This window comes from Streptomyces sp. GC420 (genome assembly GCF_009916105.1).
Taxonomy (GTDB): domain Bacteria; phylum Actinomycetota; class Actinomycetes; order Streptomycetales; family Streptomycetaceae; genus Streptomyces.
Genome location: NZ_JAAAXQ010000104.1, coordinates 1 through 21,395, shown reverse-complemented (window position 1 = coordinate 21,395; position 21,395 = coordinate 1). Strand labels below are relative to the sequence as shown.

20 protein-coding genes are annotated in these 21,395 nt (G+C 72.6%); 9 read left to right on the top strand and 11 right to left on the bottom strand.

Going from position 1 to position 21,395, the window contains the following annotated elements; genetic code table 11:
• Positions 1-593: glycosyltransferase (locus GUY61_RS15515; protein ID WP_166630745.1), on the bottom strand; the 593-nt coding region annotated here is incomplete at its 3' end.
• Between the two features lie 57 nt (positions 594-650).
• On the opposite strand from GUY61_RS15515, the gene GUY61_RS15510 reads away from it, so the two are divergent.
• The 6 genes from GUY61_RS15510 to GUY61_RS15485 all read left to right on the top strand — a co-directional run bounded on the left by GUY61_RS15510 (position 651) and on the right by GUY61_RS15485 (position 7,623).
• Positions 651-1,457, top strand: coding sequence for a glutamate racemase (locus GUY61_RS15510; RefSeq protein ID WP_166630744.1), 807 nt, complete (start codon positions 651-653; stop codon positions 1,455-1,457).
• A 164-nt stretch (positions 1,458-1,621) separates the two neighbouring features.
• Positions 1,622-2,176, top strand: coding sequence for a hypothetical protein (locus GUY61_RS15505; protein ID WP_166630743.1), 555 nt, complete (start codon positions 1,622-1,624; stop codon positions 2,174-2,176).
• Between the two features lie 240 nt (positions 2,177-2,416).
• Positions 2,417-4,054 carry an apolipoprotein N-acyltransferase gene (gene lnt, locus GUY61_RS15500; RefSeq protein WP_313896674.1) on the top strand — a complete coding sequence of 546 codons (1,638 nt, stop codon included), beginning with the start codon at positions 2,417-2,419 and terminating at the stop codon, positions 4,052-4,054.
• A gap of 32 nt (positions 4,055-4,086) precedes the next feature.
• A complete protein-coding gene (locus GUY61_RS15495; protein ID WP_166630741.1) occupies positions 4,087-4,575 on the top strand; it encodes an NUDIX domain-containing protein in 489 nt (162 codons plus the stop codon).
• 55 nt (positions 4,576-4,630) lie between these two features.
• Positions 4,631-5,437 carry a 3-hydroxybutyrate dehydrogenase gene (locus tag GUY61_RS15490; protein WP_166630740.1) on the top strand — a complete coding sequence of 269 codons (807 nt, stop codon included), beginning with the start codon at positions 4,631-4,633 and terminating at the stop codon, positions 5,435-5,437.
• 260 nt (positions 5,438-5,697) lie between these two features.
• The gene (locus tag GUY61_RS15485; RefSeq protein ID WP_166630739.1) at positions 5,698-7,623 is read left to right on the top strand and encodes a GAF domain-containing protein; all 1,926 of its coding nucleotides are present in this window, start codon (positions 5,698-5,700) and stop codon (positions 7,621-7,623) included.
• 234 nt (positions 7,624-7,857) lie between these two features.
• On the opposite strand, the gene GUY61_RS15480 is transcribed toward GUY61_RS15485, so the two are convergent.
• Entirely contained in the window at positions 7,858-9,243 is a 1,386-nt protein-coding gene (locus GUY61_RS15480) for an MFS transporter (protein WP_166630738.1), read from the bottom strand.
• A gap of 405 nt (positions 9,244-9,648) precedes the next feature.
• Here GUY61_RS15480 and GUY61_RS15475 point away from each other — a divergent pair, with 405 nt between their 5' ends.
• A complete protein-coding gene (locus GUY61_RS15475) occupies positions 9,649-10,098 on the top strand; it encodes a peptidoglycan-binding domain-containing protein (protein WP_166630737.1) in 450 nt (149 codons plus the stop codon).
• A 693-nt stretch (positions 10,099-10,791) separates the two neighbouring features.
• Here the strand turns inward: GUY61_RS15475 and GUY61_RS15470 are convergent.
• From GUY61_RS15470 to GUY61_RS15440, 7 genes are all read right to left on the bottom strand, one after another.
• A complete protein-coding gene (locus GUY61_RS15470; protein WP_166630736.1) occupies positions 10,792-11,304 on the bottom strand; it encodes an NUDIX domain-containing protein in 513 nt (170 codons plus the stop codon).
• Between the two features lie 648 nt (positions 11,305-11,952).
• The gene (locus tag GUY61_RS15465; protein WP_166630735.1) at positions 11,953-12,603 is read right to left on the bottom strand and encodes an ATP/GTP-binding protein; all 651 of its coding nucleotides are present in this window, start codon (positions 12,601-12,603) and stop codon (positions 11,953-11,955) included.
• Complete coding sequence (locus GUY61_RS15460; RefSeq protein WP_166630734.1) at positions 12,590-12,946, bottom strand: DUF742 domain-containing protein; 357 nt, start codon at positions 12,944-12,946, stop codon at positions 12,590-12,592. The genes GUY61_RS15465 and GUY61_RS15460 overlap by 14 nt, the downstream gene beginning before the upstream one ends.
• 1 nt (position 12,947) lies before the next feature.
• Entirely contained in the window at positions 12,948-13,379 is a 432-nt protein-coding gene (locus GUY61_RS15455; protein ID WP_166630733.1) for a roadblock/LC7 domain-containing protein, read from the bottom strand.
• 11 nt (positions 13,380-13,390) lie between these two features.
• A complete protein-coding gene (locus tag GUY61_RS15450; RefSeq protein WP_166630732.1) occupies positions 13,391-15,880 on the bottom strand; it encodes a nitrate- and nitrite sensing domain-containing protein in 2,490 nt (829 codons plus the stop codon).
• A 198-nt stretch (positions 15,881-16,078) separates the two neighbouring features.
• The gene (locus GUY61_RS15445; RefSeq protein ID WP_166630731.1) at positions 16,079-17,152 is read right to left on the bottom strand and encodes a substrate-binding domain-containing protein; all 1,074 of its coding nucleotides are present in this window, start codon (positions 17,150-17,152) and stop codon (positions 16,079-16,081) included.
• 212 nt (positions 17,153-17,364) lie between these two features.
• A complete protein-coding gene (locus GUY61_RS15440) occupies positions 17,365-18,771 on the bottom strand; it encodes a CAP domain-containing protein (RefSeq protein ID WP_166630730.1) in 1,407 nt (468 codons plus the stop codon).
• 192 nt (positions 18,772-18,963) lie between these two features.
• Here GUY61_RS15440 and GUY61_RS15435 point away from each other — a divergent pair, with 192 nt between their 5' ends.
• A complete protein-coding gene (locus tag GUY61_RS15435) occupies positions 18,964-19,698 on the top strand; it encodes a class I SAM-dependent methyltransferase (protein WP_166630729.1) in 735 nt (244 codons plus the stop codon).
• 128 nt (positions 19,699-19,826) lie between these two features.
• Here GUY61_RS15435 and GUY61_RS15430 read toward each other — a convergent pair whose 3' ends face one another.
• Complete coding sequence (locus GUY61_RS15430) at positions 19,827-20,201, bottom strand: Zn-ribbon domain-containing OB-fold protein (protein ID WP_166630747.1); 375 nt, start codon at positions 20,199-20,201, stop codon at positions 19,827-19,829.
• A 219-nt stretch (positions 20,202-20,420) separates the two neighbouring features.
• Complete coding sequence (locus GUY61_RS15425; protein WP_166630746.1) at positions 20,421-21,104, bottom strand: TetR family transcriptional regulator; 684 nt, start codon at positions 21,102-21,104, stop codon at positions 20,421-20,423.
• Between the two features lie 156 nt (positions 21,105-21,260).
• Here GUY61_RS15425 and GUY61_RS15420 point away from each other — a divergent pair.
• The coding region (locus tag GUY61_RS15420) for an acyl-CoA dehydrogenase family protein (protein WP_166630728.1) at positions 21,261-21,395 on the top strand (135 nt) is incomplete at its 3' end.

The window sequence follows — 21,395 nt, the reverse complement described above, 5'->3', positions numbered from 1 at the left end:
ATCCAGCGGAACGGGTAGAGCTGCGCGAAGAAGTAGACGAAGGCCGGCACGATGAGCCGCTCCCACCTCGTCGCCACACGCAGCCGCGCCATCTGCGACACCAGATCGAGGTCCTGCGTGCACGCCGCCGACACCAGTTCGCGCACACTCCCCGGTGCATGCGCGATGTCGGCGTCGGTCAGCAGCAGGTAGTCGGGATCCCCCGCCCGCGCCAGCGCGATGCCGTGGCGCAGTGCCCACAGCTTGCCCGTCCAGCCCGGCTCCGGCTCGCCGGGGGAGGAGACGGTCAGAGGCGGCCCGCCGGGGCCGGCGGCCAGCGAACGTGCCAGCTCCCCGGTGCCGTCGGAACTGCCGTCGTCGACGAGGAAGACCTCGACGCGGCCCGGATAGTCCTGGGCGAGCAGCGAGGGCAGGCTCAGCGGAAGCACCTCCGCCTCGTCCCGCGCCGGGACGACGACGGCCACCGAGGGCCAGTGCGCCGGTTCCGTCCGGGCGGGGAGGCGTACGTCGGTGCGCCAGAAGAAGCCCTGGCCGAGCAGCAGCCACAGCCAGGCGGCGAGCGATCCGCAGGCGATCCAGTCCAAGGCGGTCACTGCCGCAGTCTGCCCCAGTCTCCGGGCCCTGTGGGGGCCATCGGCTAGGGTGACCGGGTGAAGATCGCGCTCCTAGACTCCGGAATCGGCCTGCTCGCGGCGGCCGCCGCGGTGCGCCGGCTGCGGCCAGACGCCGGTCTGGTGCTCTCCAGTGACGGCCCCGGTGGCATGCCCTGGGGCCCACGCACCCCCGGCGAAGTCACCGAACGTGCCCTCGCGGTGGCGCGAGCGGCCGCGGCACACGGCCCCGACGCCCTGATCGTCGCGTGCAACACGGCCTCGGTGCACGCCCTGCAGACACTGCGAGCCGAGCTGGAGCCCAGCATTCCGGTCATCGGGACCGTCCCCGCGATCAAGCCCGCGGCGGCCGGCGGCGGACCCATCGCCATCTGGGCCACGCCCGCCACCACCGGCAGCCCCTACCAGCGCGGCCTGATCCGTGACTTCGCGGACGGCGTCGCCGTCACCGAGGTTCCCTGCCCGGGCCTCGCGGACGCCGTGCAGTACGCCGACGACAGCGCCATCGACGCGGCCGTGGCGGCCGCCGCCGCGATCACTCCGCGTGAGGTGAAGGCGGTCGTCCTCGGCTGCACCCACTACGAACTGGTCGCCGACCGCATCAGGGCGGCGCTGCAGCGGCAGGACGCACCGCCGCTGGTCCTGCACGGCTCCGCCGGGGCGGTCGCGGCGCAGGCGCTGCGCCGTATCGGGGTGGAACCGGCCACCGGGGCCGGTCCGGCCGGGGAGGTGACCGTGCTGCTCGGCGGCCGCGAGTCCGCGCTGCCGTCCAGCGCCCTCGGCTATGCCGAGGGCGCCGCTCTGCTCGGCGGCGTCGTCGAGCTCGGATCGCCCCCGGGACGCTGACACCCCTCCGGACGGGGCGGACGCGGACGCCCTCCGGACGCTGCCCTCCGGACGGGGACACCCCCCGGACACTGACGGTCGGGCCCCGCGCGCGGGGCGTTCCGCCCGGAGGTACGGCCGCCGGGGGCACTGCCGACGGGTGGGATCCTGGGTAGGCTGCGGGCATGAGGGACCACCCCCACCACGCACGGGGCGAGGCCGGGCCCCACGTCTGGACCGGCCGGGCGACCAACAAGCTGCAGTGGCTGCTCGCAGGGGTCGGCGCGGCCTGCATGGCACTCGGGATCGAACTCGCCGTCGACTCGCCGTGGACCTCGGGGCCCGCACCCCTGGCGATGGCCGTCGTCGGCTGCATCGCGGTCGGGCTCCTGATCCTCTACGGCACTCTCGCGTTCGTCCACGTGGCGGTACGGGTCGACCATGACTGCATGGATGTGCGCTGCGGCCATATCGGGGTGCCGCGCCGCAGGATCCACCTCGAACACGTCGTCAGCGCGGAGTACGCCCCGAAGGTCACCCCGCGCCAGTGGGGCGGTTGGGGTTACCGCTGGCGCCCGGAGAAGGGCATGGCCGTGGTAGTCAGACGGGGCGAGGGCCTCGTCGTCACGCTGGCCGACGGCAGGGTCTTCACCGTCACCGTGGACGACGCGGAGACGGCCGTACGCGTGATCCGCGACAACCTCCGGATCGCCGGCACCGGCAAGGCCGCCCAGACCTGACGCCCGCGCGCCGGGCCGGGCCGCCGCGGGCCGGCGCCCGCCAGGCCGGAACGACCGCGCCGGTGGCAGTCGCGGCCACGAACCCGCCCGGAACCACCGCGACGGCGGCAGCCCTTGGCATCCGTGCGGCCGCCGGCGGACACAGCGGCACGGTCACCGCCCCGGGGAACCACCGGAGTCCAGCGGCGGCCGCATCCACGGAATGCCGTTCTTATGTGCGGCGGCCGTAGACTCCGGCAGGTGAGCGCCACCACCACTTCTGTCGGCGAGCCCGAGCCGCTCGCCCCGCCGCGGACCCCGGAGCCCCGGGGGAGGCGGCTGCTGCGGCGGCCGATACCCGCCGCGGTGTCCGCACTGTCCGGCCTGCTGCTCTTCGCGAGCTTCCCCCCGCGGCCCCTGTGGTGGCTGGCTCCCGTCGGTCTCGCCTTGCTGGCCGGCGTCGTGAAGGGCCGCCGGGCACGGCCGGCGTTCGGATACGGATACCTCGCCGGGCTCGGTTTCCTGCTGCCCCTGCTGGTGTGGACCGGCGAGGAGGTCGGGCCCGTCCCCTGGCTGGCCCTCGCCGCCGTCGAGGCGCTGTTCGTGGCGGCCACCGCCAGCGGGATCGCGGTGGTGTCCCGCCTGCCGTACTGGCCGCTGTGGGCATCGGCCGTGTGGATCGCGGGGGAGGCCGCCAGGGCCCGGTTCCCCTTCGGCGGATTCCCCTGGGGCAAGATCGCCTTCGGGCAGGCGGACGGCGTATTCCTGCCGCTCGCCGCCCTCGGCGGCACCCCCGTGCTCGGCTTCGCCGTGGCGCTGTGCGGTTTCGCGCTGTACGAGCTCCTCGCACGGGCCCGCTCGTACCGGCGCACCGGCGAACTGCCGCGCAGGGCCGCGGCCCTCGCGGCGCTCGGTGTGCTCGTCCCCGTCGCCGCGGCCGTCGCGGCCCGGCCGCTCGTCGACGACTCCGCCGAGGACGGCACCGCCACCGCTGCCGTCATCCAGGGCAATGTGCCGCGCCTGGGACTCGGCTTCAACGACCAGCGCAGGGCCGTGCTCGACAACCACGCCCGCCGCACCGTCGAACTCGCCGACGACGTCAGGTCCGGCACCGTTCCCCGGCCGGACTTCGTGGTGTGGCCGGAGAACTCCTCCGACCTCGACCCCTACCGCAACGCGGACGCCCAGCAGGTCATCGACGAGGCGGTCGAGGCGATCGGCGTGCCCGTCTCCGTCGGCGCGGTGATCACCCCGGAGACCGGACCCCTGCGCAACACGCAGATCCTCTGGGACCCGCGCAGGGGACCCACGGACACCTACGACAAGCGACGAATCCAGCCCTTCGGCGAGTACATCCCCATGCGGTCCTTCGTCCGCGTGTTCAGCTCCGACGTCGACCGGGTCAGCCGTGACTTCGGGCCCGGAAAGGAGCCCGGCGTCTTCGACATGGCGGGTACCAGGGTGGGCCTGGCCACCTGCTACGAGGCGGCCTTCGACTGGGCCGTGCGGGACGCCGTCACCGGCGGCGCGCAGGTCATCTCGGTCCCGAGCAACAACGCGACCTTCGGGCGCAGCGAGATGACCTACCAGCAGCTCGGCATGGACCGGGTGCGGGCCGTGGAACACGGCAGGACCGTGCTGGTCCCGGTGACCAGCGGGGTGAGCGCCGTGATCATGCCCGATGGCGAGGTCGTGCGGCAGACGAAGATCTTCACCGCCGACGCCCTGGTGGCCGAGGTACCCCTGCGCTCCTCGCTGACGCCGGCGACCCGGATGGGCACGGCCCCCGAGTGGGCACTGGTGGCGCTGGCGGGCGGGGCCCTGGCCTGGTCGGTCGCCCTGGGCGTACGGGCGCGCCGGCGCACCTCCGCCGAGTCCACCGTGGCCGGTACGGACTGAGGGAGATCCACGGCCCGGCTAGGCTCACAGGCATGGCGATCCCCGAGTTCATCCGCGAGGTCAGGGCCACGGCCGGCACCCAGCTGCTCTTCCTTCCCGGAGTGAGCGCCGTCGTCTTCGACGGGGAGGGCAGGGTGCTGCTGGCGCGCCGGGCGGACAACGGCAAATGGTCGATCATCGGCGGCATCCCGGAGCCGGGCGAGCAGCCGGCGGAGGCCGCGATGCGGGAGGTCCTGGAGGAGACCGGGGTGGAGTGCGTCGTCGAGCGGGTCGTCCTGGTGCAGACTCTGGAGCCGATTCAGTACCCCAACGGGGACGTCTGCCAGTTCATGGACATTTCGCTGCGCTGCCGGGCCATGGCGGGCGAGGCACGGGTCAACGACGACGAGTCGCTGGAGGTCGGCTGGTTCGACCTGGACGCGCTGCCGGAGCTGCCGGAACCCGCGCTGTTCCGGATCAAGCAGGCGATGTCCGGAGGCACCGACGCTCCCACATGGTTCGAACCTATGACTCAGGTCTGAACTATGGGCGCAGACCACATCGGTTGGGAGGGTTGTGCTGCCTAGGGTGCCAGGCATGACCGCCCCTACCCCCTCCGAAATCCCGCACCCCGACGCCGCCGCACTGGAACTGCACGGCCGCGTCGCCCTCGTCACCGGCGCGGCGGGCGGCATCGGTGCCGCCTGCGCGCTGCGGCTCGCCGCCGCGGGCGCCAAGGTCCGTGCCGTCGACCGGGACGCGGCCGGCCTGGACGCACTGGCCGCGCGCGCGGTGGGACTGCCGGGCGCCGTGGAGCCGATGACCCTGGACCTGACGGATCTCGACGCCGCGGAGCAGGCGGCCGAGGGCAGCGACATCCTCGTCAACAACGCGGGCCTGCAACGAGTCAGCCCCATCGAGGAGTTCCCACCCGAGGTCTTCCACAACGTGCTCACCGTGATGCTCGAAGCCCCCTTCCGGCTCATCCGCGGCGCACTGCCGCACATGTACGGGCAGCGGTGGGGCCGCGTCGTCAACATCTCCTCGGTGCACGGTCTGCGAGCCTCCGCCTACAAGGCGGCGTACGTCGCCGCCAAGCACGGCCTGGAAGGGCTCTCCAAGACCACCGCACTGGAGGGTGCCGACCGCGGCGTCACCTCCAACTGCGTCAATCCCGGATACGTCCGTACGCCCCTGGTCGAGAGGCAGCTCGCCGCGCAGGCGGCGGCGCACGGCATCCCCGAGGAGCGGGTGCTGGCCGAGGTGATGCTGGCCGACTCCGCGCTCAAGCGCCTGATCGAGCCCGAAGAGGTCGCCGAGGCCGTCGCCTACCTGTGCGGGCCCGCGGCCTCCTTCATCACCGGGACCTCGCTGGTCCTCGACGGCGGCTGGACGGCCCACTGACCGCTCAGCCGGCGGTCGGCGCGCCGACGCGGCGGAGCCGCTGACAGAGACAGCCCCGGGCCTCACCGGAACGCCGCCCGACCACCGGACCACCGGATCGCACCGGACTTCGGCGGCCCCGCCGAGTCACCCCGGAGCCCGGAGCCCGGAGCCCGGAGCCCGACCCCGGAGCCCGGACCCCGGAGCCTGGGCCGCCCGGTGCCGGGCGGAGTTTTCCACAGGGGTGGCGCGGCTGCCCGGACGGCAGGTTTCCTGTGACCATGTCCCGTGATCAAGCAGAGCCGACCGCAGGCGGTGCGGAGGCCATCTACCTCGGACTCCTCGCGCGCGGCGCCACCGCCGACGCGTTCGAGCGGCCGCTGCTGACCGCCCGCTCCCAGGGTGCTCCGCCCTCCGTGATCGCCGGCCTGGAGCGAGCGAAGCTCCTCGCGCTGCGGGTGCGGTCCGAGCTGGAGGTCCGGCGGCGGCGCGAGGCCGAGCTGTCAGCGCTGTTCGAGACGGCGCACGACCTGGCGGGGCTGCGCGACGACCTGGACGCGGTCCTCCAGGCCATCGTGCAGCGCGGCCGCTCGCTGCTGGGCACCGAGGTGGCCTACCTCAGCCTCAACGACCCGGCGGCGGGCGACACCTACATGCGGGTCACCGAGGGCTCCGTGTCCGCCCGCTTCCAGCAGTTGCGCCTGGGCATGGGCGAGGGTCTGGGCGGACTGGTCGCCCAGACCGCGCTGCCGTACGTCACGGACAACTACTTCGAGGACGACCGCTTCATGCACACGTCGTCCATCGACACGGCCGTGCGGGACGAAGGCCTGGTCGCCATCCTCGGCGTGCCGCTGATGCTGGGCTCCTCCGTCATCGGAGTGCTGTTCGCCGCCGACCGCAGGGCCCGGGTCTTCGAACGCGAGCAGATCGCCCTGCTGTCCTCCTTCGCCGCCCACGCCGCGGTCGCCATCGACACCGCCAACCTGCTCGCGGAGACCAGGGCCGCCCTCACCGAACTGGAGCGTGCCAACGAGATCATCCAGGACCGCAGCGAGGTCATCGAGCGGGCCTCCGACGTCCACGACCGGCTGGCCGAACTGGTGCTGCGCGGCGGTGGGGTCCAGGACGTGGCCGAGGCCGTGTCCGAGGTGCTGCCCGGTGCCGTCCGGTTCATGGAGGCCGACGCGGCCCCCGCCGACGCCGTGGAGCGCTCCCGCGCCGAGGGGCACGCCGTTGCGCACAACGGCGACTGGGTGGCGGCCGTCTCCGCCGGCGGTGAGCTCCTCGGCGCGCTCGTCCTGCGGGGACGGCCCGGCCTGGACCCCGTCGACCAGCGCACGTTCGAGCGGGCCGCGATGGTCACCTCGCTGCTGCTGCTCGCCAGGCGTTCGGCCGGAGAGGCCGAGCAGCGGGTGCGGGGCGAGTTGCTCGACGACCTCCTCGACGCGCCCGACCGCGATCCGCGGCTGCTGCGGGAACGCGCCGCGCGGCTGCGCGCCGACCTCGACGCCCCCCATGTCGTCCTGGCGGCCCGCGTCGAGAGCAAGAACACCCCCGGCACGGCGGATCAGGAGAGCGCCGACCGGCAGCGGCTGTGGTCCGCCGCCTCGCATCTCGCGGCCACCCGGCACGGCCTGGCCGCCGCGAGGGACGGCGGCACCGTGCTGCTCCTGCCCCTCGGCCCCGGCGACAGCGCCGCCGGGATGGCCCGGCGGGCCGCCGCGCAACTGGGCGGCGCCGTGCACGCACAGGTCACCGTCGGAGCCTCGGGGGAGGTCGGCACACCCGTGGCCAGGCGGGGAGCCGTCGCGGAGGCGTACGCCGAGGCGCGGCGCTGCCTGGACGCGCTGCGGCTGCTCGGCCGCACGGGCGAGGGAGCCGCGGCCGAGGACTTCGGGTTCCTCGGCCTGCTGCTCGCCGACACCCGTGACGTCGACGGCTTCATAGAGCGGACCATCGGCGAGGTGGTGGCGTACGACCGGAGGCGGGGTACGGACCTGGTGCGGACCCTGGACGCCTACTTCGCCAGCGGAATGAGCCCGGCCCGCACCAAGGACGCGCTGCTGGTCCATGTCAACACGGTCGCCCAGCGCCTCGAACGCATCGGCCATCTCCTCGGCGCGGACTGGCAGACCCCCGAGAGGACCCTGGAGATCCAGCTCGCCCTCAGACTCCTGCGGCTGAGCTCCGCCATGACCCGCTGAACCCGCGCCCCAGCCGCACCCGGTCTCCAAGCACCTTTGACCGTCGGCTGCCGGTCCCGGGCCGGGCCCGGCACACCTGGCGCCCGGTCGGACCGTCGCCCCCTGCGGCCGCGCGCTTGCGAACCGCGCCCGGGCGGCGTTGGGCCCGGAGCGGGCGGGGGGAGCGCGGGCCGCCTGGCGCAACGGCGTCCGCCCGGCGGGCGCAGACCCGTCGGGCGGACGAAGCGGCAGTGCTCAGCCGGCGGAGGCGGGGGCCCTGGCGGCCGTGTCCTCCTGGACGGGCTGCCCGGCGTCGCCGACCGAGCCGAGATCCCGGTGCCGCGTCTCCTTGGCGCAGACGAGGGCGAGTACCGTCACCAGCGCGGCCGCGATCACGTACAGGGCGATCGGGGTCGAGCTGCCGTAGTCCACGAGCAGCGCCGTCGCGATGAGCGGCGCGGGCGCTCCGGCGGCCACCGAGGAGAACTGGGCCCCGATCGACGCGCCCGAGTACCGCATCCGGGTCGCGAACATCTCCGAGAAGAACGCCGCCTGCGGCGCGTACATGGCCCCGTGGAAGACCAGCCCGACCGTCACCGCCAGCAGCAGGTTCCCGAACTCCGCCGTGTCGATGAGCGCGAAGAAGGGGAACATCCAGGCTCCCACTCCCAGTGCGCCGGCCAGGTAGACGGGCCGGCGGCCGATCCGGTCGGACAGCGCTCCCCACAGCGGGATCACCGCGAAGTGCACCGCGGAGGCGATCAGCACCGCGTTCAGTGCCGTCTGCTTGCTCATTTCAGCAGCAGTGGTGGCGTAGACGAGGATGAAGGCCGTGATCACGTAGTAGCTGATGTTCTCCGCCATACGGGCGCCCATGGCGATCAGCACATCCCGCCAGTGGTGCTTGAGCACGGAGACCAGCGGCAGTTTCTCCACTTCGCCGACCGCCGCCTTGCGGGCCTCGGCCTGCTTCAGGGCCGCCTTGAACACCGGCGACTCGTCGACGGAGAGACGGATCCACAGACCGACCATGACCAGTACGCCGGAGAGCAGGAACGGGATGCGCCAGCCCCAGGACTGGAATGCGGAGTCCGACAGCAGCGCAGTGAGCGCCGACAGCACACCGGTGGCCAGCAGTTGGCCCGCCGGCGCCCCGGTCTGCGGCCACGAGGCCCAGAAGCCGCGCCGCCGCGCGTCACCGTGCTCCGACACCAGGAGCACCGCGCCGCCCCATTCGCCGCCGAGCGCGAAGCCCTGCACCAGGCGCAGCACGGTCAGGAGCACCGGTGCGGCGGAACCGATCGTCGCGTGGGTGGGCAGCAGACCGATCGCGAAGGTTGCGCCGCCCATCATCAGAAGGCTCAGCACCAGCAGCTTCTTGCGGCCCAGCCGGTCGCCGTAGTGCCCGAACACCAGGGCGCCCAGCGGCCGTGCCGCGAAGCCGACGGCGTAGGTGAGGAAGGACAGGAGCGTGCCGACGAGCGGGTCGGACTCGGGGAAGAACAGCGTGTTGAAGACCAGCGCCGCGGCAGACCCGTACAGGAAGAAGTCGTACCACTCGATGGTGGTCCCGATGAGGCTGGCGGCGACGATGCGCTTGAGGCTGGACGGGGCTGGTGGAGCGGTCGCGGGGGAGGACATCGGCACCACTTCCTGGCGTGTGACGGGCGGGGACGTTTGCGTGTCGCCACACCGTAGGAACAGGCAGGTCAGGCACACATGTGGTGGGACAACATAGTTCGGAAGCGAGGTGTGAGTGCAGGCTCCATGACAGCGTTCAGGCGAGTCCCTGACCGTGTGGGGTGTCTGGAGCGGAAGTCGGGTGACCGTGCCGGCCGACGAGTGCACGGCCTCCGGGAGCAACCTGCTCTCAGCGTCGGTGACGCTCCATCATGTGCGGTGCTTACTACGGGGGTTGTAGTACGCAGTGCTGCTACCGCGGCCGGTGGAGCCAGGGATCAAGTCTCAGGTTGGCGACGCGTGCAACGCCCGACCGTAGCTTGTACGGCGTGCAGTGAGACACTCGAACACCAGGGGGAACAAGGAATGCGAACGAACATTCTCACGAAATCGCTCCTCGCGGCCTTGACCGCCGCGGCTCTGGCGGGAGGCAGTCTCGCCGGCGCGGGCACCAGCTTCGCCGCACCCGCGGCAGCCCAGCCGGCGGTGATCACCGAGGCCGTCACCCCGCAGGCGGTGAACAACCTCGGTCTGAGCGCCACGCAGGCGAAGAAGGTGCAGCGCTGGCTGAAGACCTACTGGCGCTACACCGGTTCCATCGACGGCAAGCTCGGCACCAACAGCTGGAAGGCGTTCCAGCGCTGCCTGAAGCAGTACTGGGGATACAACGGCCCCATCGACGGCGTCGTCGGAAAGGGTACGGTCAAGGCCCTCCAGCGCCTCCTGAAGAGCAGCTACGGCTACACGGGCCCCATCGACGGCATCGCCGGCTCGGGCACCAAGGCCGCCTTCAAGCGCTTCGCCAACTCCCGCTGACACCAGTCCGGTCCCTGTGACCGTCGACGCGCTCCGGCCTCGATCCTGACCGGGGCCGGAGCGCGTACCGGTCCGGCGTTCGTTCATGCGCAGGGGGCGCTGTCTCCGGCCGTGACCAGAACGCGCGGAAGGTCCCTGCCGAGCAGATCCGGCCCGGGTCCCGGCCACGGCCTTCGACCATTTGCCGCCCTGCCGCCGCGGCGTGGAGCGCTGCAGCCAGTGCTGCTCGTCCAGTTTCTTCTTCTGCCCGTCGATCCAGCCGTGGCAGAGTGCCGACTCCAGTGCCTGCGCGCAGCCGACGCCGACGAGTCCGGAGCCGCTTCTGGGGATCTTCACCCAGACCCCCGGGGCGTCCTCGTGGTTCTCCTCCAGCCACCCCTCCCACGCGTCCTGTGCGGCGAAGGAGAGGACCGGATCCGCGGCTTTCTGTGATCCCCCAGGCATGGCCCTCACGAGATCCCGTCCCTGTGACCCGGTCAACAACTGGGACCGGCCGGGCGCGGGGTGCCATTGGAACACCTGGGCGCTGCTCCGGCCGAGGCGATCGGCCGCGCCCCCGGTCGCCGTCCGGCCACCAACGCCGGACGGCTCCGGCAGCGGCTCCCCGAGCGACCGCAGTTGGCAGGACGGCCGAGTGAGCGCCTGGTCCGGCCGCAGCATCCCGGAACGCACCTGCTTCCGCGAGCGGGTCGGCTACGGCTCCCAGTCCCACGAGCCGAAATACGCGGGCGTGCCGGTGCGGCGAGCGTTCATCACTGCCGTCAGCCGGGCGAAGTCCCTCTCCGGCATGAGCGGCAGCCACTCCGGGAGCGACAGCGCGCGAACCTCGTCGTGCTCGTCCGGGTCGAGCCTGATGGCCTTGATCTGCTGGGCGTTGAGCCGGCCGCCGTTGAAGATGTAACCAGCCGTGGCATACGGCCACTGCGCACCGGGCAGGCTGAAGACGGCCGCGAGGAGCCGAGGGGGCCCCGGCACTACGAGGCCGGTCTCCTCCTCGCACTCGCGCACTGCCGTCTCCCACGGACGTTCACCCGACTCCATGGTCCCTCCCGGCCATTGCCAGGGGTGGACCGCCATTGAGTACACGGACCGCAGTTGCACCGGGCGATCGTGCTCGTCGGTGAAGAACACGGCGCCGAACACCGTCGCCTTGGGCAGGGTCTCGGCGTATTGCTCGGGAGGCAGCCAGTCCGGGCTCGGACTCATGAGGTACTCCAGTTGGTCGCGTTGGGGAATCGGATCACACACATGACCGCGGGATCTCGCTCGGAGCCGAGTGACTCGTACAAGGGGTGGGGCTCTCGCTGACGTACAGCTCGTGGCGAGTGACGCCGTCCTGCGCCAAGTGATCCAGCAGCGCGGCGGGGGCGGCCCTGGCGTATCACCGGCGCCGGTACAGAGGTCGGCGGCGACGACGTGGATGCGCCTGCCAGACCGCTGGGGGCCCTGGGATGCGTGGAGGACGTGGGAGACCAGTCCGAGGGTGCAGGTGGAAAGCCCTCCGGCGCGAGGCGTCGATGACGTCGGCCCGGGTCTCGCCGCCCGGTCCGTGTCGGACGGCGAGTCGGTCGCGGCAGAGGGCGAGCCGGATCTCGTCCGATTCGCCGGCCGAGCGGGAACGTCACCGTCGGCTCCTTTCCACCGCGGTCCCGGACAGGGGCCAGGCGGTCAGTTCCCGCGGGTGGCCCGGCACGGGCCGTGTGTCCGGACGCATGTACCACTCGGTGGCGAGGACCCGTTGCCGGGCGTCGGCAGGGAGGCGGGACAGGATGGCCGGGAGCGCGCGATGGCGTTTCACCTCGCCGCGGTGGGCGAGGATGGCGCGCCACCTGGTATCCAGCCACGGGCTCACGTTCACCCGCGCGGCGACCTGGTCGTCGGGAACGCTGAGCACGGACTTGGCGACCCGCCCGGGGACGACCCGGGCGCGGTCTCGTCGATCAGCCGGTCGACGAGGGCGATGAGCACGTCGCGGCACGAGGAACGGTCGCGGGCGTCGCAGAGCAGGACCTGGGTGCCCTCGGGGAGGGCGAGGGCCTCGCGGATCGCCTCCGGGGTGTACGGGTGCTTTCCGTGGAAGCCGTTGGCGCCGACCACGAAGGGGATGCGGCGCCGCTCGAAGAAGTCGATCGCGGCGAAGCTGGACTCGGGCCGGCGCACGTCGACGAGGACGACCGCGCCCAGCGCACCGATGGCCAGGTCGTTCCACATGAACCAGAAGCGCTGCTGCCCGGGGGTGCCGAAGAGATACAGCACCAGGTCGGAGCCGAGCGTGATGCGGCCGAAGTCCAGTGCCACGGTGGTGGAGTGCTTCTCGCCGATGCCGGAGAGGTCGTCCACGTCCAGGCCGGCCCGGGTCAGCCGTTCCTCCGTCCGCAGGGGAACGATCTCGCTGACCGAGCCGACCATGGTCGTCTTGCCCACGCCGAATCCGCCGGCTATGAGGATCTTGACCGTCTCGGGCGCCGGATCCACCCGGGCGGCGGTGTCTTCAGATCCGGCCAAGGCCGTCCCTCACTTTCTGCAGCAGGTCCAGGTCCCGGGTCCGTGAGACCGGGCGGGGCGGGCGGACGGTGATCCGGCCTGCCTCCAGCAGATCGCAGAGCAGTATCACGACCACACTGACCGGGAGGTCGAGGTGGGCGGCGAGCTCGGCGACCGCCGTGGGGGTGGGGCACAGGCGCAGGATCCGGGCATGCTCGGGCTGTGTGCGGACGCCGCTCACGGGCTGCGGGTCCACCGCGGTCACCAGCGTGATCAGCGTGAAGTCGGCGCGGCTCGGCCGGGTGCGGCCGCCGGTCAGCGTGAAGGGCCGTACCAGACGGCCGCCCGAGTCGCTTCCGCTCACCTCACTCGCCGTAGCCGGCCGCGGTGGTCACGTCGGCACGGGGTGCCGCACTGAGGTGTTCGCCGATCTTCTTGACCAGCATGTTCATCTGGTAGGCGACCACTCCGACGTCCGCTCCCTGGCTGGTCAGCACGGCCAGATGGGCGCCGGGCCCCGCGGAGGTCAGGATGAGGTAGCCGTGCTTCATCTCGATGAGCGCCTGGAGCACCGGGCCGCCGCGGAAGTCGACGCTGACGCCGCGGCTGAGGCTCATCAGACCGGCGGCGGTGGCTGCGAGGCGCTCCGCGTCGTCGCGCAGGAACGCGGTGGACCGGCTGACCACCAGGCCGTCCTCCGACAGGACGACGGCGTGGTTCACATCGGCGACTCGGTCCACCAGTCCGGTGAGCAGCTGGTCGAGCTGGCTGTCCGTGGCGGGAGTGCGGGGCGTCATTTCTCTGTCCTTCATCGGCGGTCGGCGGGGGGAGTCGGAGTCTGTGCGGCCGTGGCATCGGCGGGGGCGGTGTACGGGACCGGGGCTCCGGTGAGCGCGTCGCCCGGTCCGCCGGGGCCGTGGCGCGGGACGTCACCGTCCGTTTCCCCGTGCGTGTCGCGGGCCTGCCGGGTGCCGCGCTGGAAGCCGGACAGTGACGAGGCGGCGCGCTCCGCGGAGAAGTCACCGAGGGGGTCGTCGTCCTCGGGCTCCGCGCGGAGCGCCGGCGGTTCCTCGCGCAGTTCGGCGGCCAGGCTGGTCTGCGGGATCCGGCGGGGCAGCGGTCCGGGCAGGCCGCCTTCCGCGGAGGGCGCGGGCGCGGGGGCGGTCGCTCCCGGCGCGGCCGTCCTGCTGCCGTTCGCCGTCGCCGTCGCCGCAGCAGCCGTCGTCGCGTCGGCCGGCGGTACCGCGACCGCCGGCGCGGCGCGGCGCTGCTCCGGGACCGGCGCGGGCTCCCGGTCGTCCGGCGCCTCCCCGGAACCGGCCGTGCCGGGTGACTGGCGGACCACGATGTCGTGGGGGATCAGCACGATCGCGGTGGTGCCGCCGTACGGAGAGGACCGCAGCGTGACCGCGACACCGTGCCGGGTGGCAAGCCGGGCGATCACGAACATACCCAGCCGCAGGTCGTCGGCCAGCGCCACCACGTCGAACTTCGGCGGCTCGGCGAGCTGGGCGTTCATCGCCGCGTAGTCGTCCTCGGACATGCCCAGGCCGCGGTCCTCGATCTCCACGGCCAGGCCCCTAGCGACCAGGGCGGCGCGCACACCCACGGGGCTCGGCGCGGGCGAGTACACCGTCGCGTTGTCGATCAGCTCGGCGAGCAGGTGGATCACGTCGGCCACCGCCGGCGGCGCGAGCCACACCTCCTCGTCGGTGTGCACGTCGACCCGCTGGTACTCGGCGACCTCTCCCACCGCGCTGCGCAGAATGTCGATCAGAGCGACCGGTTCCTTCCAGCTGCGGCGCGGCTGCTCGCCGCTGATGATCACGAGGTTCTCCTCGTACCGGCGCAACTGGCTGGCGGTCGAGTCGAGTTCGTACAGGCCCTCCAGGACATTGGGATCCTGGTGTTCGCGCTCCAGCGCGTCGAGCTTGCCGAGTTGCCGGTTGACCAGGTTCTGCGTCTGCCTGGCGATGCCGAGGATCACCTTCTGGAAGCCCCGCCGGGTGTCGGCGAGTTCGACCGCGGTGTGCACCGCCGTACGCTGGGCGCTGTTGAACGCCTGGGCCACCTCGCCCAGTTCGTCGGTGCCGTAGTCCAGCGCGGGGGCGGCCGAGTCCACGTCGATCGTCTCGCCGCGCTCCAGCCGGGCGACCACGTCCGGCAGCCGCTGCTCCGCCAGTTGGAGCGTGGCCTCCCGCAGACCGCGCAGCCTCCGGGAGAGTGAACGGGCGATGCGCCAGGACAGCACCACGGACAGCAGGAGGGCCGCCAGTCCGCCCGCGCTGAGGCCGGCGGCGGTGATCAGCAGGCCGCGCGCCTCCTCGGCGCTGCGGTCGAGCAGCGCACCGGTCTGCTGGTGGATCAGCGTGGAGTACTGCGAGGTCAGCGTACCGAGCGCGGACCGCCACCGCTTCTCCTCGTCCGGCAGGGCGACCGCCCCCGAGCCGTCGTCGCCCTTCGGGCGGGCGGCGATCACCTGGTCCTCGACCGACTCCAGCGTCCTCCAGTGGCCGCTCTCGCGGATCCGGTCGACGTCCGTCTTGATGCCGCCCGTCAGCGACGGAAGCACCTGGTCCTCGATGAGCCACCGCCGGGCGCTCACCAACTGCGCGAAACGGGTGTGCTCCTCCTCGGTGAGCCCGCCCCACGCCCAGGCCAGAGCCAGCAACGCGTCCTCCTGGGAGACCAGTTCGGCCGCGTGCTCCAGGGCGACCAGCGGCTCCGCCCGGGAGGTCAGATCCCCGTCGTCCACCTGGGACAGTTCCCGGAAGGCGTGGAGCTGGTCGTCGACGATGGAGGTGTACTGGTCCAGTGCCTGCCGGGGGGTGATGTCGGTCGGCTCGTCGACCTGCCCGCGGTAGTACTCGAGGCTTCCCACGGCCGCGATGACCGGATACATCCGCTCCTTGATCCGGGCCGGGGCCTGCTGGATCTTGTGCTGCTGCCCGACCAGTTGCAGGACCGCCGCGTCGGTCCTGGTCCGCTGGTCGTCGAGGGCGGCCCTGGCCCGGGCGGCGGCGTCCGCCGCGCCGGAGACGCCGGAGGACTCGGAGGCGGCCAGCCACTCGGCCGACAGACGCCGCTCCCGCTGGAGGGCGAGCGTCGCGTCGGTGCCCATGGCCCCCGTCGACTTGCTCAGGCCGGTCTGGGTCCGCAGCCGCAGTCCTTCGGAAATCATCTGAGTGGTTGTCACACCCCAGATGGCCGCCAGGGTGACGCTGGGGACCAGCGCCAGAAGGACCAGCGAGAGACGGATGGAGCCGAGACGGCGCCGTGCGCCTGTCCGTGAAGGCATCGTCGTCCTTGAGCGAAAGAGCGAGGAGCGGTGTGCGGGTGAAGCGTGTGTGTCTCCGGCGGAACACGGACGGGGACACGGACGGGAGCGCGTGTCCGGTGCGGTGCGTGGGGTGCGCAGGATGCTATCCGTACAAGTGAACGTACGCACCGTGAGGAGCCGAATCTGTGGCGGGGCCGTTATGAGGGCGGCCTTCCGTCACCGCGTTCCGTTGCCGGCGAACGCCGCTATGCGGGCGACGTTGTCCTTGGTCACGAACGCCGGACCGGTCAGCACGGGGGCCACTCCGCCGCCGCTCACATGGCCGTGGAACCTGTGCAGCCAGATGGCGTCCACCGCCAGATAGCCCTGGAGGAAAGGCTGTTGGTCGACCGCGAACTGCACATCGCCGTTCTCCACCGCCTCGGCCAGGTCCTCGTCGAGGTCGAAGGTGGCGACCTTCGCGTCGCTGCCGGCCTCCCTCACCGACTTCACCGCGGCCAGGGCGAACGGCGCCCCGAGGGTGACGACCTGGTCGATACCGGGGTCCTGCCTGAGCCTGTCCTCGACGGCCGAGGCGACCGAGTCGAGGTCCGCCCCGTTGACGTAGAGGTTCTCGGTCTCGCCCTCGAATGCCTTCTTCACCCCCGCGCAGCGCGCCTCGACGGCGACGTTGCCCTGCTCGTGGATGACGCAGAGGGCGTGCTCGGCGCCGAGACCGTCGAGTCTGTCCCCGAGCGCCCGGCCGGCGACGCTCTCGTCCTGGCCGAAGTACTCCAGCAGGCCCTGGTCCTGCCAGGCGTCGATACCGGAGTTGAGGCCGACCACGGCGATGCCCGCCGCCCTGGCCCGGGCGACGGCGCTCTTCATCGCCTCCGGCTTGGCCAGGGTGAGGGCGATGCCGTCGACCTTCTCGTCGACCGCCTTCCCGACCAGGTCCGCCTGTGCGGACGGGTCCGGGTCGCCGGAGTGGCGGAGGTCGATGTTGTCCTTCGCGGCGGCCGCCCGCGCACCCTTGTGCACGAGTTCCCAGAAGGTGTCGCCCGGTCCGGCGTGGGTGATCAGCGCGACCTTGATCCGGGGCGTGCCCGCCCGCGCCGCCGGGGCGGCGTCGACGGCGTCCCCGGCAGGCCCGGCCGGCGCCTCCCCACCGGAGGCGGAACAGCCCGCGGCCGACAGGCAGAGGATCGCCGCGGCCGCGACGGCCCGCAGACGTCTCGGGCGGTGGCGCGGGTTCCCGGGCCCCGGCCCGGACGGGCCGTGCGGGGGAGGCGAGGAAGAGGAGCGGTTCATCGTGGAGCGGCACCTCGCTGTGCGCGGAGCGGAGCGGAAGCAGGGGAGGGCATGCCGGGGCCGGCGTATCGCGGGGTATTGATGCGCCGAGGTGTGGTTTTTGCTGGCCCGGAGCCAATCGCGTGGAATGGCCCAACGTCAAGTGAGCCCGGGTGACGGAACATTTGAGCGAGCTGTGGGCAATTGCCCCCCGCTCCGGGGAGGTTGCGCGGTCAGTCGGCCTTGCCGAAGAGCTGGGTCCAGTAGGTGCCCGCCGGGCCGCCGCCGGCGAATCCGACGCCGATGTGGGTGAAGCCGGCCCTGAGGATGTTGGCCCGGTGGCCGGGGCTGTCCATCCAGCCGCGCACGACCTCCGCCGCGGAGCGCTGGCCGCACGCGATGTTCTCGCCGACCCCGCGGTGGGTGCAGCCGGCGGCCCTGGCCCTGTCCCAGGGCTCGAGTCCCTCCGGGGAGGTGTGGGAGTAGAAGCCCCGGGCGGCCATGTCGCCGCTGTACGCCTGGGCCGCCGTGGCCAGCCGCGGGTCGGCGGCGAGGGGCCGCAGGCCGGCCGCCGACCGTTCACGGTTGGTCAGCGCGACGACCTCGGCCGTGGTCCTGGCCAGTCCGTCCGCGCCGAACGGCTGTGCCCATACCGCCGTCCAGTACATGTCCCCGGAGCGGGCGTCGAGCGCATGTGCTACGCCCACATGGCGCAACGAGGGGTCGTGGACCGGGCGGCTCCTCTCCTCGCGGGCGAGGCAGAAGTCCAGGAAGCCGGCGGTGGTCCTGGGGCCGGAGACCAGGTGCTCGGCGAGGGTGAGGTACGCGTAGCCGCAGGCAATGATCTGCTGGTAGAGGGACGTACCGTCGGGACCCGTGGAGCCGAGGCGGCCCTGCGCCGCCATCCCCGCGGCGTGCGTCCGCGCCGCGGCGCCGAGCCTTTCGTCGCCGCTCAGACGCGGCAGACCCGCCCTGGCCCGTAGGCTGTTGACGAGTCCGGCGAATTCGCCCGTGGGGCCGAGGGGCTGGACGGGCGTACGGGTGTCGGTGCGCGCGGGTGCACGGGCGGCGGCCGGACGGTGAGCGGGTGCCGCCGAATGAGCGGCGGCCACCGCACGAGCGGGGACCGGGGGCTGAGCGTGTGCCCCGGTGCGCGAGCCGTCGTCGGACACCTCGACGCCGAAGTCCCGCGCGACTCCCGCCAGCCCGCTGGCGTACCCCTGGCCGAGCGCTCGCAGCTTCCACCCGGTGCCGCGGCGGTAGACCTCCGCCAGCAGGAGAACGGTCTCGTGCGCCGGGCGCGGCGGGGTGAACCGCGCCAGCAGCCCCCCGCCGGGACCCGTGACCCGCAGGGCCGGAGCCGGCAGCCGGGACAGGGGCGTTCCGGGATCGGCGGGACTGACGACGACGGTGACCCGGCTCGCCCCCGCGCGCAGCCGCCGCCGGTCGAGGGCGATCGTGCCGGAGCGCAGCACGGCACCGGGTGCCGAGGGCTGGTTGTAGAACACGAAGTCCTCGTCGCCGCCGACCTTCCCGTCGTCGCCGGTGATCAGCGCGGACACGTCGAAGGGTCCGTGCACCTCGAGTGTGAGCGCACCGTCCGGCAGCGGCAGATTCCCGCCGGGCACCAACTCGGTCATCGACACCGTCCGATCCGGGGGGAGCCTGGAGGGCCCCGGGAAGTACCGGGAAAGCCGCGGGGAGGGGCCCGGGGATTGTCCCCGGCGAGGGCACACCCCGCCCGGGCCGTCGCCCGGGCGGGCAGCCGGACAACGATCCGGGGTGCCGGAGCGGTTCCCCGCCACCGCGGACCTGCCCCTATGCTGGCGGTGATGTTCACTTCCGAGGGGCCGACGCTCCGTGAGCTCGCCGTGCAGGCTCTGTCGTCCGTCGAGCGCGGCTACGACCTGCTCGCGCCCAAGTTCGACCACACCCCGTTCCGCACCCCGGACTCCGTGCTGGACGCCATGACCCGTGCGCTGCGTCCTCTCGGGCCCTTCGAACGTGGGCTCGACCTGTGCTGCGGCACGGGTGCGGGCATGGACGTGCTGCGCCGGGTGTGCGCGGAGCGGGCCGTCGGTGTCGATCTCAGTGCCGGCATGCTCGCCGAGGGCAGGAAGCGCGCGGGCCGGGTGCCGGGGCCGCCGGGCGTGCACTGGGTGCGCGCCGATGCCCGGGCGCTGCCCTTCGGGCCCGCCTTCGACCTGGTGGTGAGCCTCGGCGCGTTCGGCCACTTCCTGCCCGGGGAGTGGCCGGTGCTGTTCTCCCAGGTCCACCGGGTGCTCCGGCCCGGCGGCCGTTTCGCCTTCCCGCTGGTGGCCCCGTCCCCGCCGAGCTCGCCGCTGTACTGGGTCCTGCTCGCCTTCGACACCGCGATGCACGTGCGGAACCTGCTCTGGCGGCCCCCGTTCGTGATGTACTACCGCCCGTTCCGGCTCTCCGGGGCACGGGAGGAACTGCTCCGGGCAGGCTTCACGGTCGAGCTCCACGCGCTGCCCGAGTTCGGCCGGAGGCCGGACGGCAGCCCGCGCTGCCGGATGGTGGTGGCCACCCGTCCGGAGGAGTGACGGGCCCGCCCTGACGAGTCGCGGGCGCGCTCGGATCCGCCGCGGCCCGGCCCCGGGCCGCTGTTCCGTCCCGCGCGGGACACCGCACGTTGCCGCACCCAGGTCCCGCCGGGTGGTGGACCGGAGACTCAGAGCCAGCCGCGGTAGGGACCGTCGGTGAGCTGGAAGACGGGCTCCCGGCGCACGGGGTCCTCGGCGCTGGAGAGGTGGACGCGGTCGCCGGGGCGGACGGCCGCGGGCGCGCCCAGCACCCTGCCGCGCACGGTGAAGCCCTCGGCCATCTCGATCAGGGACTCGTTGCGCGCAGACGGCGTGTTGCGGTGCAGGACCGTGGACCGGCGTACGACGCCCTTGCCCTCGCTGATCTCGGTGCGCAGATCGCTGGAGGAGCAGACCGGGCAGAGCAGCCGGTTGAAGGTCGCGGTGCCGCACCACCGGCAGCGCTGGAAGCGCAGGCCCTCCAGGGCCGGCGCGTCGGCGGCGTGCTCACCCTGCGTGCGGATGCCGGAAGCGAAGCGGTTCTCGGTCGTGTCCGCGCCGAGCGTGCTCGTCGCGGTTCCGGTCCCTCGGTGGAACACGATGTCATCTCCCTGCACTCGGCCGGAATCTGATGTGCGCGGAGCGCCGCGCACCCGGCCAGAGTATGGCACTGAGTGCCACAAGTAAAGGCACTCAGTTCCCTTTCTGAGGGGTGGGGGAGTCCGGCCGCCCTGGCGCGGGGCTCAGCCCTCCTTGCGCAGGGCCGAGTCGATCTCCTGGACGACGCGCCACATCGGCGCTCCCCGCCGGGCGACCAGCACCACGATGTCCTCCTCGGGTTCCGGTGGCTGCTCCGTCCCGGCCTCGCCCTCCGGCGGGCCGAAGGTGCTGCGCACGTATCCGAGCGCGTGGTCGACGGCCGCCTCCGCGTCGTCCCGCCCTCCCGAGCGCAGCCACGAGCGCAGCGCGTTGTTGTGCGCGGCGACCACGCCGGCGGCGATCACGTCGGCGCGCAGTGTGCCGTCGCGCCTGCCGCAGAAACGGGCCCTGAGGTACTCGGCGAGTGCCCGCTCGTACCGCCACACCACCGACAGCTCGTAGGCCCGCAGGCCCGGGACCTGTTTGGTGAGGCGGTAGCGCTGGACCGAGAAGGTCGGGTTGTCCGCGTACATCCGCAGCACCAGCCGCGCCGCGTCGCAGACCCGCTGCACCGGTTCCTCCTGGTCGCTCCCGGAGCGAAGGAACTCCGTCATCTCGGCGAGGCACCGCTCGTGGTCGGGGAAGACCACGTCCTCCTTGGACGGGAAGTAGCGGAAGAAGGAGCGCCGTCCCACCTCGGCGAGCGCCACGATGTCGTCGACGGTGGTCTGCTCGTAGCCGCGCTCCAGGAAGAGCCGGAACGCCGCCGCGACCAGGGCGTCACGCATCGGGGGCCTGATGGCGGACGCCTCTGGTTCCTGGCTGCTGCTGGGTGCCTCGCTCATGGAGGGGAACCTAGCATCGGTCTGGAGTCATGGCACTCAGTGTGCATACTTGAGGGTACTGAGTGCCATAAGCGTTCGAGTGGAGCTGGAGTCTCACCCATGAACCAGGATTTCGACCTGTACCGGCCGTCTGAGGAGCACGAGATGCTCCGGGAGTCGGTGCGTGCGCTGGCCGAGGCGAAGATCGCTCCGTTCGCGGCGGAGGTGGATGAGGCCGGGCGGTTCCCGCGGGAG